The 13,578-nt window shown below is 60.2% G+C and carries 10 protein-coding genes; 6 read left to right on the top strand and 4 right to left on the bottom strand.

The features are described from left to right. The first annotated feature begins 774 nt into the window (after positions 1-774). Positions 775-2,238 carry a tetratricopeptide repeat protein gene (locus ACIQCN_RS14755; RefSeq protein WP_400611599.1) on the top strand — a complete coding sequence of 488 codons (1,464 nt, stop codon included), beginning with the start codon at positions 775-777 and terminating at the stop codon, positions 2,236-2,238. Between the two features lie 325 nt (positions 2,239-2,563). Here ACIQCN_RS14755 and ACIQCN_RS14750 read toward each other — a convergent pair whose 3' ends face one another. Beyond that, positions 2,564-3,283, bottom strand: coding sequence for a hypothetical protein (locus tag ACIQCN_RS14750; RefSeq protein ID WP_400611597.1), 720 nt, complete (start codon positions 3,281-3,283; stop codon positions 2,564-2,566). A 334-nt stretch (positions 3,284-3,617) separates the two neighbouring features. On the opposite strand from ACIQCN_RS14750, the gene ACIQCN_RS14745 reads away from it, so the two are divergent. Continuing rightward, positions 3,618-3,953, top strand: coding sequence for a type II toxin-antitoxin system RelE/ParE family toxin (locus ACIQCN_RS14745; RefSeq protein WP_400611595.1), 336 nt, complete (start codon positions 3,618-3,620; stop codon positions 3,951-3,953). Then, on the top strand, positions 3,934-5,019 hold the full coding sequence (locus tag ACIQCN_RS14740; protein WP_400611593.1) for an ImmA/IrrE family metallo-endopeptidase: 1,086 nt from the start codon (positions 3,934-3,936) through the stop codon (positions 5,017-5,019). The genes ACIQCN_RS14745 and ACIQCN_RS14740 overlap by 20 nt, the downstream gene beginning before the upstream one ends. Before the next feature lie 538 nt (positions 5,020-5,557). Here ACIQCN_RS14740 and ACIQCN_RS14735 read toward each other — a convergent pair. From ACIQCN_RS14735 to ACIQCN_RS14725, 3 genes are all read right to left on the bottom strand, one after another. Beyond that, on the bottom strand, positions 5,558-7,576 hold the full coding sequence (locus tag ACIQCN_RS14735) for an ABC transporter ATP-binding protein (RefSeq protein ID WP_400611591.1): 2,019 nt from the start codon (positions 7,574-7,576) through the stop codon (positions 5,558-5,560). Further along, positions 7,573-9,321 (bottom strand): ABC transporter ATP-binding protein, encoded by a 1,749-nt coding sequence (locus ACIQCN_RS14730; protein ID WP_400611589.1) that lies wholly within the window; start codon positions 9,319-9,321, stop codon positions 7,573-7,575. The genes ACIQCN_RS14735 and ACIQCN_RS14730 overlap by 4 nt, the downstream gene beginning before the upstream one ends. Before the next feature lie 191 nt (positions 9,322-9,512). Further along, positions 9,513-10,535 carry a LacI family DNA-binding transcriptional regulator gene (locus tag ACIQCN_RS14725; RefSeq protein WP_400611603.1) on the bottom strand — a complete coding sequence of 341 codons (1,023 nt, stop codon included), beginning with the start codon at positions 10,533-10,535 and terminating at the stop codon, positions 9,513-9,515. Positions 10,536-10,893: 358 nt separating this feature from the next. Here ACIQCN_RS14725 and ACIQCN_RS14720 point away from each other — a divergent pair, with 358 nt between their 5' ends. The 3 genes from ACIQCN_RS14720 (at position 10,894) to ACIQCN_RS14710 (ending at position 13,541) form a co-directional block, all read left to right on the top strand. Then, entirely contained in the window at positions 10,894-11,571 is a 678-nt protein-coding gene (locus ACIQCN_RS14720) for a nucleoside/nucleotide kinase family protein (RefSeq protein WP_400611587.1), read from the top strand. 123 nt (positions 11,572-11,694) lie between these two features. After that, a complete protein-coding gene (locus ACIQCN_RS14715) occupies positions 11,695-12,459 on the top strand; it encodes an ATP-binding cassette domain-containing protein (RefSeq protein ID WP_400611585.1) in 765 nt (254 codons plus the stop codon). Beyond that, a complete protein-coding gene (locus tag ACIQCN_RS14710; RefSeq protein ID WP_400611583.1) occupies positions 12,456-13,541 on the top strand; it encodes an ABC transporter permease in 1,086 nt (361 codons plus the stop codon). Before ACIQCN_RS14715 ends, ACIQCN_RS14710 begins: the two co-directional genes overlap by 4 nt. The last annotated feature ends 37 nt before the right edge of the window (positions 13,542-13,578 follow it).

The following is a 13,578-nucleotide window of genomic DNA, read 5'->3' as shown; positions in this document are numbered from 1 at the left end:
GATGGGCAGTGTGAGAACTTCCATCCTGGAAGACCTCGACGTCTATCCACGAACCAGCCGCCGACCCTCGACTACACCCTCAACTGCGAAGAGCCTTATAACCCTGAAAAATAGATGTATGGCCACTCCGGCGAAGAGACTCATAAGGAAGGCTCCGAGGTAAAACTGCATCAGGTTAGGCCAGACTTTCTAAGGGGCAGCGGTTCCAGAAGCATAAGTGATGGCTGTCTTCGGACAAGCCTAAAAGATTCAGTCTGGTCATTCTTGAACAGCATGGATCGGCAGTGGCAAGAACTTGAACCTCAACTTCAACCTTTTTGTCCCTAACCAGGTCCACAGAGGACGCCTGATTATGAGCAAGCCAGTTGCCCATATTCACTTGCCCGTGCGCTTTCACGTCGGCAACTCGGCCCATCGTGACCCTTCCCACAAGCGGCCGCGTCTGCCACACCCGCCACCGATTAGAGTGATCAGGTGGAGCAAAATCCTTACGAACCCCGCTGGAGCCCTGCGAGTGGACTGCCCTTCCGGCCGCCTGTCGGCTACGAGCTTCAAGGATCGATTTCGAAGGACAGTGCCGCAAGTAAACTCGCGCAGGGTCCTGTCCCTTCCACACCTCCTCTTGACGTTGAATGGACGCTGGCCGGATACCTCCGGCGCTTGAACATAGACGAGCTTTCTATGTCGATTCAGAGCTACAAGCGCGCTGCTCGACGACACCAGACCCGGCCCCAAATCCGACGCGCGTTGTTCGACGTTTTCAGGGCGCCAGGAGTGGCAAACATTGTTCTACCTTTTCGTTACATTAAAATTCCGATAGGCGTGGAACTCTATCGTGCAAGGATAATCTCTGAACCAGGACAGATTATGACTCAAGATGATATTTGGATGGCTCCTGCATCCTACATTGGCGCCGGGAGACTGAATGATGTCGGTGAACCATTGCTGTACACTGCGGCAAATGGTGCGACTGCCCTGTATGAGGTGAAGGCAAAGCCCGGAGACATTGTTGCTGTCAGTCGCTTCAGAGTTGCGCATCCGTTTCGGTCCATGCAGCTATCTGCGCGCATAGATGAGCCTGATATTTCCTTTCTTAGTCAAAGGAAGCTCGCGCTAATCATCAGGTTCGTTGAGGAAGTATTCAACCAAAAGATCGAATCAGACGAATCTCACAGATATATTGCCCCCGATCTTCTCGTTAAAGAATTTTTAAACATGCCTACTGAGTTGGATGGGTGGACCTACAGATCCGTAGCTGATCCCAGGGCAAATCAACCATTCGCACTGAACACCTGCATACGGGGAGAGCGTGCCAAGACACTCCTCCGATACAGTGGAACGGACATTGTCGAAATTAGTTCCCCCGACATGTTTCGGGGTCACGTAAGGCTCTCCTCGCTAGGGCAAGTCGAGGATACGGAACTCTTAGGGCCAGTTATTTGTTGTGCTTCCCTGCCCTCTTCGACCATTCCTGATTTGCCAGCGGTTACCTTGTCAGTAACGTCAGGGCCGGGTCTTGGGGAGGTCGCGGCCCTTATAGAAAAGCGTGCGAAGTCAGTTGAAGCCGAGACGCTGTTTCAGCGATCGCTCACCCGGGCGCCTGCCACAGCCTTGGCCGAGTTGGGGCTGCGATACAAGGAACAGAATCGGCTGGACGATGCTGAAGAATTGTTCCGTGTAGCAGCAAGAAGGGGGTCCAATCTGGGTGCAACCTATCTTGGGATCCTACTTTCGGAGCGCGACGACCTAGAAGAAGCTGAAAAGTTCTTCCGTTTGGCCGCCTCGCAACGCTTCCCATACGGTCTACGGTGTCTGGGAGTACTTATGGCTCGGCTTGGGCGAGTTTCGGAGGCCGAGGCAGCTTACCGAGACGCGGCGGGCCAAGGTGACGTTCAGAGTATGAGTAATCTCGGAGCCAGCCTGTATGGCCGAGGTTCTCTTCGCCAGGCCGAGTCCTTTCTTCGTAGAGCTGCAGAAATGGGAAGCGCCCATGCAATGCTTGGTTTGGCTCGTCTTGTTTTTGACCGTGGTCACGAGGGAGAAGCGGACGATCTGCTTCGGTCTGCAGCCAAGCTGGGCGAACCTGAGGCTATGGCTTGGTTAGGCATGTCCCTAATGGAAGAGGACAATTCCGTAGAAGGACTAAAGATGCTGCGTGCTGCGGCCGCAGCCGGAGATAGCCAGGCAAAGAGTTATCTCGAGAATCTGAGTGATACTAGGCCAGACCTTCTGCAATAGGAAATCCCATCAGCGGTACCACTTGCTAACCCGTTGCCGCCTTATATCGAAAACGCCTTCTGATCGAACGATTCCTCGCTGGAGCTGCCAGTTTTTCCCAAGGATGAGGTTTTATCACGACATCGTTCACCACGAAGCTCTCGAATCAATGTTCCTGCGTCAGCAGAATCTCTTGCCCATGAATCCGCCTCGCGTAGATCCTGCAGATTTGCTGAAGCCGAGAGAGGACCGCAACGTAGCTCGCCGGTCCCTTAACCGCGGGAAAGCCGCCCCCAGTTGTGCTGGGGACGGCTTTCCCGCGGTTGTATGCCCGTCTTTCTTCGGCCTAGGCGGGGTAGGCGTATGTGAAGGTGATTTTAGGGTCGGCCTGGAAGGCCCATCCGTAGGCTTGCTGAGCTCCTACCAGCACAGGAGTCTCGCTGCCTGCGACCACATTTGCGGTCGGCTGGTTCGGCATAGCTTCGACGAGCGGAGCGTCAATCGTGCCGTTGAAGTCCAGCGGGAAGACGACGGTTGCCCCAAGACGGACGTTGCCGGCCGGAGCCAAGCTGAGCTGAGGCGCGTACATGACGAAGCGGTACTTCCGCGGGTCCCCGCCTACAGGCAGGAGCACCTGACTGGCGTGGATCCTCAGTACCTGCCGGCCCGCCGGAATTTTCAGGTCCGCAACCTTGTACTGGGCAGCGTGTGCCTCGAGCTGCTTCTTTTCATCAATTGCCGGATCCAGGGCGATTCCAGCCTTAGCCAGGATCGGACGAATGATCTCCGCGTCTTTCTTCACGATGCGCTTAAACTCAGCCGGATTCTTGAAGTTCTCCTTCGTGCCGGAGACGACCCGGGCAATGGCAGACGTCCCTGCCTCAATATCGGCGGCGAGAACCAGGCGGTATGTCGCTTCGCTGGGTGATTCGACCGTAGCCGTGATCGTCATGTTAGCCACATCGTATGCCTCAGTATCGAACCCCCTCGTAGGGGCGATGGACTCGATGTCGATGTTGATGCCCTGGTTGTAAACCACCAAGTCAGTCGTAATGGGCGTAGTCATGGGTGTCCTCCTAAAGAACACTTGACCGAAGTAGGAGCGTCACCTTTGTGGCAACTGATGTCTCCGTTAGAATCGCTAGCACCACTAATCATGGAAACTTGCGGTTCTCACCTCGAGTTGCAAAGCGGGCCCGTTCGAGCGGGTCCGCTTTTTGTGCCTTCGCACACAATCAACGTACTCGACATACTGCTTCCGCGCAAGGCTGAAGTCCTTGTACGAGATTCTCCGGAGACCCCTGAAGTGTTAATGCAAGATGAGGTGTATTCTGTTGCCATGCCCTGACAACGCCCTCGTGTAGGCTCTATTCACACCAAGGGTGAAGGCGGCTTACAGAATGCAGGTTGATTACGAGGATGAGGACCTTGAACTCCTTGCTTACGAGTCGACCCACATCACCACACGGTGGTCCCCAAGCGTTACGAAGACCTTTCGGCGCCGAATCCAGCAACTTGAAGCCGTTGTAAGTGAACAGAACTTGCTTGGGCTCAAGGCTCTCCACTTTGAAGAGCTGAACGGCGGACGCAAGGGCTTCTATTCCATACGGATTCAAATGCAGTACAGACTTATATTTAGGTTCGATCCCGATGACTACCAGCGGTTGATCATCACCGGTGCCGAACCCGCCCACGACCAGCAGAGGAGTGATACTCATGGCTCGGCAACTCGCTGAAGCGTTTCCTCCAGGAGAATCCCTCGCCGAGGAGCTCGAAACCCGCCATTGGTCGCAAAGCGACTTCGCTCAGATCCTTGGACGTCCGGCCCAGTTCGTTTCGGAAATCATCGCCGGGAAAAAAGAAATCACCAGAGAGTCAGCAGCGCAGATTGGCGCGGCTCTTGATCAACCTCCGCAGTATTGGTTGAACCTGCAGAATGCCTACCTCCTATGGAGCCAAGCGCAGAACGTAGAGAATCGCAAGGAGCTGAACGACGTTCGCCGACGTGCCCGAATGAACGATCTGGCCCCGGTTGCGCTCTTGCGCAAACGCAACCTGATAACGGGTGACACGTTGGCCGAGCAGGAAGCTCAGATCTTGGAGCTGTTCCAAATTCGGAACCTCGATGAAACTCCCAGGTTTCTGGCGGCAGCCCGCCGTTCAAACCGCAACGAAGAACCAACACCTACGCAGAAGGCATGGTTGGCCTGTGCCCGCAAGAAGGCCCAGCGAGTAAAGGTTGCCAAGTACGACAAAAACAAACTCAGGCAACTCGCCAGTGAGCTGTCCCGAATTGTCGCTGAACCTGAAGAGTTTCGAAGCCTGCCTGAGCGGTTTTCCGCCGTCGGAGTACGCCTCGTCTACATCGAAGCCTTTCCGGGAAGCAAACTAAACGGAGCTTCCTTCCTACTCGATGACGACCCTGCGCAGCCGGTCATTGCCCTGTCTGGCCGCGGCAAGCGCTTGGACGGCGTCCTATTCACGTTGCTGCACGAAGTGGCCCATATCGTTCTCGGCCACGTATCTCCGGACCAGTTATTTATCGATGAAGGCGCCGGGCCGACCGACGAACCGCAGGAACAAGAGGCCGATCGGCAGGCAGGTGAATGGCAGATACCAGGCGGCCTTCCTAAGCCACCCAATGTCATACGAAAAGGCTGGATTCAGGCTGTTGCCCAGCAAGCTGGCGTCCATCCCGTAGTGATCCTTGGCCGCCTACAGATCGACAAGCTCTTGGACTGGAGAACGGCTCTAGCAAAGAATGCACCGACTGTTGACTCATACCTTGAACGCTGGACTTAACTCGAAGAGGTACCCGTACAAAAGCCGGAGAGCGGCGTGCTGGTGGCATCAGCTTGCCCTTGCAGATCTACAACGGTGCTCTTCCTTAACTGAGTAGACAGCCACCTGTCACCCTCTTCGCTGATAGGTGAGACGCCTCACCTACCCAGGGATACGACACGACGTAAAGTGTGCAATCCCCAAATTCTCAGCTTTCCACTTCAACGGTCTTGTCATCGCCTCGTCCCTCGCGTCACTTCGTCCTGGCGGCCCCGAAGTGAGCGACGCCTTCTTCCAAGGCACGGACTTGCCAAGCAACTGGTGGTTTCCTGCCTCGTCGAGCCGTTCATGCCGTTGGCGCCATGTCTTCGATCCAGCCTGCCTAGACTGGATCTAGCTGAAGGAACCGGCATTTGAATGCAGGCGTTTTTCGCGGTGGAACCGATCAGGACGGCAATCAGCCCGGAGCGCGCGGCGGCAAAAATTCGGGCCCTTTGGCGTCGTTTTTGGCTGGACTTTGCCCCGCCACCCTGCAATTTACCTGGCTACTCGGCACCCCTCAAACCTCCGCCACAGGCGCAGCGAACTGCGCCTCGTACAGCCGCGCGTAGGCCCCGCCCACGGCCAAAAGCGAAGCGTGCGTCCCTTGCTCCACGATCTGGCCGGCTTCCATCACCAGGATGAGGTCGGCGTCGCGGATCGTGGACAGGCGGTGCGCAATGACGAAGGAAGTCCGGTCAGACCGCAATGCACTCATCGCCTTCTGCACCAGCACCTCCGTCCGGGTGTCCACCGATGAGGTCGCCTCGTCAAGGATCAGCACCGACGGCCGGGCCAGGAACGCCCGGGCAATCGTCAGCAGCTGCTTCTCCCCCGCGGACACGTTGGCGCCCTCGTCGTCCAGCACCGTGTCGTACCCCTCGGGCAGCGACCGCACGAACCGGTCCACATACGTGGCCCGGGCAGCCTCAAGAATTTCAGATTCGGTGGCCCCGGGCCGGCCGTACGCGATGTTGTCCCGGATGGTCCCGCCGAACAACCACGTATCCTGCAGCACCATCCCCATCCGCGAGCGCAGCTCGCGCCGCGGCACCGAGGTGACGTCCACGCCATCGAGCGTTATCCGCCCCGCGTCCAGCTCGTAGAACCGCATCATCAGGTTCACCAACGTGGTCTTCCCCGCACCGGTCGGCCCCACAATCGCCACCGTCTGCCCCGGCTCCGCCACCAGGGACAGCCCGGAGATCAACGGCTTGTCCGGCGAATACGAGAAGGACACATCCTCAAACACCAGCCGCCCCCGCCCGAACACCGGCGAAGCAGAAGCAGGAGGCTCAACAGATTCCTCCTCCTCGTCCAGCAGCTCGAACACCCGCTCGGCGGAGGCCACCCCGGACTGCAGCACGTTGGCCATGGATCCCAGCTGCGCCAGCGGCATGGTGAACTGCCGCGAGTACTGGATGAACGCCTGCACGTCGCCCAGCTGCATCGCCCCGGACGCCACCTGCAGGCCGCCCACCACCGCGATCCCCACGTACACCAGGTTCCCGATAAACGTCATGGCCGGCATGATCAGCCCGGAAATGAACTGCGCCCCAAAGCTCGCCGAGTACAGCTCCGCGTTCTTTTGCCGGAACCGCTCCTCCACCTCGCGCTGCCGGCCGAACACCTTCACCAGCGCATGCCCGGTGTACGTCTCCTCGATCTGCCCATTTAACTCACCTGTGTGCTTCCACTGCGCCACGAACAGCTTCTGCGAGCGCTTGGCGATCAGGGCCGTGATCCCCAGCGTCAGCGGAATGGTCACCAGCGCGATCAGTGCCAGCGTGGGCGAGAGGATCACCATCATCACCAGCACACCCACCACCGTCAGCACGGACGTGACCGCCTGGCTGATGGTCTGCTGCAGGCTCTGCGAAATGTTGTCCACGTCGTTCGTCACCCGGCTCAGCAGCTCACCGCGCTGGATCGAGTCGAAGTACCGCAGCGGCAGCCGGTGGATCTTCGCCTCGATCTCCCCGCGCAGCCCGAACACCGTCCGCTGCACCACCCCGTTCAGCACGTACGCCTGCACCCACATGAACGCCGACGACAGCACATACAGCACCAGCGCCCACGTCAGCACGTTCCCCAGCGCGGCAAAGTCGATCCCCTGCCCCGGCACCAGGTCCATCGCGGTGAGCATGTCCGCGCGCTGCCCCTCCCCGAAGGCCCGCAGCTGAGCGATCACCTGTTCCTTGCTGGCCCCGGCCGGCAGCTCGCGGGAGACGACGCCGGCGAAGATCAGGTTGGTGCCCTCCCCCAGCAGCCGCGGCCCGATCACGGACAGCGCCACCCCGGCCACCGCCGTCACGAACACCAGCAGCAGCCACGCCCGCTCCGGCCGCAGCGTCCCCAGCAGCCGTTTGGCCGACGGCCAGAAGTTCATCGCCTTCTCCGCCGGGACGTTCATCCCCGCGAAGGGCCCGCCGCGCCCCGGACCGCCTGCCGGACGGGGGATGCGTACGACGGCGGCGCCTCCCGGTGCGGAGGCGGGCGCGGCCTTGGTGCCGGGTGCTTGAGTGGGTTCCGGGCTCATACCGTCTCCTCCGCCGCCAGCTGGGAGGAGACGATCTCGCGGTACGTCTCCGACGTCTCCAGCAGCTCACTGTGCGTTCCGCGCCCGACGATACTGCCGCCGTCGAGCACTAGAATCTGGTCCGCGTCCACAATGCTGGAGACGCGCTGGGCGATGATCACCAGCGTGGCGCCGGCGGTGCTGCGCTTGAGGGCCTGCCGGAGCCGGGCGTCGGTGCCGGTGTCCAGCGAGGAGAACGAGTCGTCGAAGATGTACAGCTCGGGCTGCTTGACCAGGGCCCGGGCGATGGCCAGCCGCTGCCGCTGCCCGCCGGACACGTTGGTGCCGCCCTGGCTGATGGGCGCGTCCAGGCCCCCGTCCATCCGCTCCACAAAGTCCCTGGCCTGGGCGATTTCCAGCGCCTCCCAGAGCTCGTCCTCGGTGGCGTCCGGCTTGCCGTAGAGCAGGTTGCTGCGGACGGTGCCGCTGAACAGGTAGGGACGCTGCGGGACCAGACCGATGTGCCCCCAGAGCAGGTCGGGGTGCAGCTCGCGAACGTCCACGCCGTCGATCCGCACCGAGCCGGTGGTGGCGTCGAACAGCCGCGGCATGAGGTTCACCAGGGTGGTCTTGCCCGAGCCGGTGCTGCCGATGATCGCCGTCGTCTGCCCTGCCTGGGCGGTGAAGCCGATCCCGGCGAGGACCGGCAGGTCGGCACCCGGGTAGGCGAATCCGACGTCGCGCATTTCCAGCCCGCCGTTCCTTCGCCCGTCGGGAGACACAACGCTGCTGACCGGGTGCTGCGGCGGGCGGACGCTGGACTCCGTGCGCAGTACCTCCCCGATCCGGTCGCCCGAGACGGCAGCGCGCGGGATCATCACGGCCATGAACGTGGCCATCATGACGGACATCAGGATCTGGATCAGGTAGCTGAGGAAGGCGATCAGGGTGCCCACCTGCATGGAGCCGTCCTGGATGCGGAACGCGCCGAACCAGATCACGGCCACGCTGGAGACGTTCAGCACCAGCATCACCACGGGGAACGCGAGCGCCATCAGCCGACCGGCGCGCAGGGCGGTGTCCGTAACGTCCTCGTTGGCGGAGGCAAAACGCGCGGTCTCGATGTCCTCGCGGACGAAGGCGCGGACCACGCGGATGCCGGTGAGCTGCTCGCGGAGGACGCGGTTCACGGTGTCGATCCGCTTCTGCATCTTGCGGAACAGCGGCACCATCCGGGCGGTGATCAGGCCGACGGCCAGAAGCAGCACCGGGACGGCGACGGCGATCAGCCAGGACAGCTGCACATCCTGCCGGATGGCCATGATCACGCCGCCGATGCTGAGCATGGGCGCAGTGACCAGCATGGTGGCGGACATCAGGACCAGCTGCTGGACCTGCTGGACGTCGTTGGTGGACCGTGTGATGAGGCTCGGCGCGCCGAACTTGGTGACCTCCTGCTCGGAGAACTCCCCCACCCTTGTGAAGATGGCACTCCGGAGGTCCCGGCCCACGCCCATGGCGGCCTTCGCGGCGAAGTACACGGCGATGATGGCGCAGGCGATCTGCAGCAGCGTGATGCCGAGCATCAGCCCGCCGAGCCGGAGGATCACGCCAGTGTCCCCGGTGGCCACGCCGTCGTCGATGATGTCCGCGTTCAGGGTGGGCAGGTAAAGCGACGCGATGGACTGCGCCAGCTGGAAAATCACGACGGCGGCCAGCAGCCTGCGGTGCGGGCGGAGGTATTCAACAAGCAGTTTCCAGAGCAAGGCGGCTCCCGGTCCAGGGCCACGGGGGTGGCGCGAAGACCAGTTTACGACCGAAGGCTGGGAGAGAGTGCCGGGCGAGGCGTCGTCGCGTGCCCGGCTCTGTCCCAATTCATTCGCCGTGCACTTCACCAGCGAAGGAAAAGAATTAGCGCGGAACAGTCCACCGTTTCGGTACGGAGGCAGGAATTCAGTTAGCCAAGCGTCACGAGGCTTGGCTCTGGGGCCGTCAGCACCGAGTTGCCCTGGCACGACTGCCGTTCGATTAGTCTGACGGGGAGAACGTTTTTGCGTCGGAACCTCTTAGCCGGGGCTGAAATCCGGGACAGCACGCGTTCGGCCGCGACACGCCCGACGTTGCGGGGGTCCTGGTCGATGACGGTAACGGAAGGCTGGAGAACGTCGGCCATTGTGAAGTCACCATAACTGATGAGGGCAATATCGGTCCGCTTCAGCATCTGAAGGGCTGGAAACACACCGATCGAAAAACGTGCGTTGGACGAGAAGATCGCTGTAGGCGGATCAGACAATGCCAATAGTTTCTTGCAAGCCTGCGCGGCACAATCCGCGTCGTGGGACCCAAGCATGACTAGGTCCATGTCGACCTTCAAGCCTGCGCGGTCCAGTGCAGCAAGATAGCCGTCCAAGCGCAACTTTGTGGTGGGCACCTCCGTGGAATCCCCGACAATGGCTATCCGGGTATGCCCGTGTGCGATGAGGTGTTCTGTCGCTTCGAACGCTCCCCCAAAGTCATCCTCTACGAAGTAGTCGGCATTGAACTTTGAAGGCGTCCGGTCAATGAAGACGATCGGAAAGCTGTCCTGGAAGCGCGCGAGGTAGGACTGGTCTGCTGAGATGGGCGCGATAACGAGGCCGCCGATTTGATGCCGGACAGTTGTCTCGATGATGCTTTGCTCCAGCGACGGATTATCTCCAAGACTCGTCACGACTATGGCCATGTCCTGTTCACGTGCTGCCAGTTCGATTTCCTTCGTGACGGCCGCAAAAAAAGGATCGGCAACGTCGGGCACCGCAATACCTATAACTGCTGACTTTCCCTCCCGGAAGGTGCGTGCCAGCATATTCGGAACGTACTTAAGCTCCCGCATCGCCGACTGCACGCGTTCCCGGGTGTTCTCTGTGACATGCGGGTCATCATTGAAAACCCTCGAAACCGTCTTGGCGCTCACGCCGGCGCGTTCGGCCACGTCCTGCATGGTGGTCACTCTTCGACTCCTTCACGGTCCGCCTGAACAGCCGCCTCGTCCTGCTGCCTGACACGGTAATGTCTTCGCAAGCACCAAGATCATGTCATCGGTGACAGTCGCCTGCGCCTCCATCCTGCCCCATGTCTCAAGTAACTTCAAGCAAGCAATGTCATCGATGACATAATTTTCGGTGGTTTCCTTGACATCGATGACATGACCGCTCTAGATTTCTGTCAGGCAGGTCACACCGGAAGCTCCGCCAAGCATGCGGAAGTGCATTCCAGACCTCCGCAATTGTTTAGGCAGCGCTTCAATGGTGTAGCAGCACAGCTTCTTCACCGTGGCAGGACCAACGGAGGAGACAGCCGTGACTACCGCTGAATATCAGACTCAAACGCCGTCAGGGAGAGCAGAACCGCTGAACTGCACGCTGGACGACCTGGTCGAGCGTGCGCGTCGCTTGGTTGCCGGTGGAACCCGGGTGTTATTGGGAATTGCCGGCGCCCCAGGCGCTGGCAAGTCCACGGCGGCACAGGCAATCGTCAGCGCCATGGATGGCCAGGCAGCGTTGGTGGGAATGGATGCGTTCCATCTTGCCAACGACGTTCTTGCGAACCACGGCTCGCAGAGCCGCAAGGGGGCGCCAGACACGTTTGACCCTTGGGGTTACGCCCATTTGCTGCGGCGTCTGAAGTGCAACCAGGAGCCGGTGGTTTATGCCCCAATATTCGACCGGCACATTGAGGAACCCATTGGTTGCGCGATCCCTGTGGGCTCCAACGTGCCGTTGATCGTCACGGAAGGAAACTACCTTCTGTTAGATGCTGACGGCTGGCGGGAGGGCAAGGAGTCCATCGACCAGGTCTGGTACTTGGATACGCCAGATGATGAGAGGCAGCGGCGGCTTATGCGGCGCCACGAAGCCTTCGGAAAACCAGCGGGGGAGGCGAAGGCGTGGGCGCTGGGCAGCGACCAGCGCAACGCCGACATTGTCGAAGGCTCTCGAGAACGGGCCGACCTGATCATCAATCTGGTCGGCAGCTAACAGCCGCCAACCAGCGCATGAGCGTGAAGAGAGGAAGGCAAGAGTGACAGCACCACGAAGTGTCCCCGGTCAGCCGGCCGGGGATGAGACGACCATCCACCAATACCCGACAGGTACCAGACCATGAATACCATTCCCGTTCTTGAAGCACGCGGCCTGACCCGCAGCTTTGGCAACGTGCGCGCCCTCGACGGGGCGGACTTCGACGTCAACGCCGGCGAAGTCGTTGCCCTGATTGGCGACAACGGCGCTGGAAAATCGACGCTGGTGAAGGCCCTTTCGGGCAACCTTGCCCTCGACTCAGGCCAGATCCTTTTCGCCGGCGGTGAAGTCCAACTCGCCTCCCCAAGTCATGCAAACAGCTTGGGCATCGAGACCGTCTACCAGGACCTTGCCCTGGCACCTCATCTGAACGCGACCCAGAACATGTTCCTCGGCCGAGAGATCCTCAAAACCGGCCTCGAGGGACGGCTCGGATTCATGGACAACAAGGCAATGCGGCTGAAGTCCCGGGTGGCCTTTGACGAGCTGGGCGCCACAGTGCGCAGCCTTACGGACCCGGTCGGCAGTATGTCAGGGGGTCAAAAGCAGGCCATTGCAATCGCGCGCGCCGTGGCTTGGGCCAAAGGCGTCATTTTCCTGGACGAACCAACAGCCGCCCTTGGCGTCGTGCAGACCAGGAACGTCCTCGATACGATCCGCCGTGTCCGGGACAAAGGTGTAGGCGTCGTCTTCATCAGCCACTCAATGCCGCATGTCATCGACGTTGCCGATCGTGTACAGGTGCTCCGGTTAGGACGCCGTGTAGCCACCTATGAAGCAAAGAAAACGTCTGTGGAAGAACTAGTCGGCGCAATGACCGGCGCCCTTGATGGAGCACAATCATGACCACCACCGAAGTCACCCCGCGCACAGCAGGAACTCCCAGCGCCCTGACACGTACCCGTTCCCTTCGGGAGGTACTTCAGGTCCAGTCGTTCCAGATCCTGCTCGTACTCATGGTCATCTTTCTGATCTTCGCTGCCATGGCACCCGATGTGTTCCCCACTTGGGGCAATGTCCGCCAGATCATCCAGAACGTTTCCATCCTGGGCGTCCTCGGCATTGGTATGACGTTCGTTATCGTCACCTCGGGCATAGACCTGTCTATCGGTTCCAACCTTGTCTTCTCGGGCGTCGTAGCTGCGAAGGTCATGCAGGCCATGGGTGACGCAGGATGGGGAACGGCACTTGTTGGCATCGTCGTTTCCATCGGTTGCGGACTCGGATGGGGCCTGGTCAACGGCGTGCTCATCGCAAAGGCAAAGGTTCCGCCCCTGATTGTCACACTGGGCACGCTTGGTGGCGCCCTCGGACTGGCCCAGGTCATTACCGGCGGCGTTGACATCCGGGAAGTTCCCGCCGTACTCCAGGACACCATCGGCTATGGGAACGTCCCCGGAACCACGTTGCCGACGATTTCCCTCATCGCGCTGGTGCTCATTGTGATCTTCGGAATCGTTCTGCATCGAACCCGGTTTGGCCTCTACACCTTCGCCATCGGCTCCAATGAAGAGTCGGCCCGTCGAGTGGGAGTGAAGGTCGACCGCCAATTGATTTCCATTTACGCCCTGTCTGGCGCGCTGGCTGGCGTCGCGGGCATTCTTTCACTGGCCCAGTACGGCACAACGGCGATCGCCGGGCAGTCGGCAACCAACCTGAACGTAATCGCTGCCGTTGTGATCGGTGGTACTTCCCTTTTCGGCGGCGTTGGCACCATCTTCGGAACCGTCGTGGGCCTCTTTATCCCGGCCGTGCTGCAAAACGGATTCGTGATCGTCGGAGTCCAGCCTTTCTGGCAGCAGGTCGCCGTTGGCGCAGTCCTCGTCGCCGCCGTCTACGTCGACCAGCGGCGCAGAGCGGCGGCAGCGCGGGGCCATTCCGTCAAAGAAAAGGGCAAGAAGAGACTTTTTGGTCCCCGATCCAACTAGACACCCACTTATCCCCACCACATCAAAGCAATGAGGA

It is taken from the genome of Pseudarthrobacter sp. NPDC092424 (assembly GCF_044754925.1).
Taxonomy (GTDB): domain Bacteria; phylum Actinomycetota; class Actinomycetes; order Actinomycetales; family Micrococcaceae; genus Arthrobacter.
This window is presented reverse-complemented; position numbering and strand designations above follow the sequence as displayed.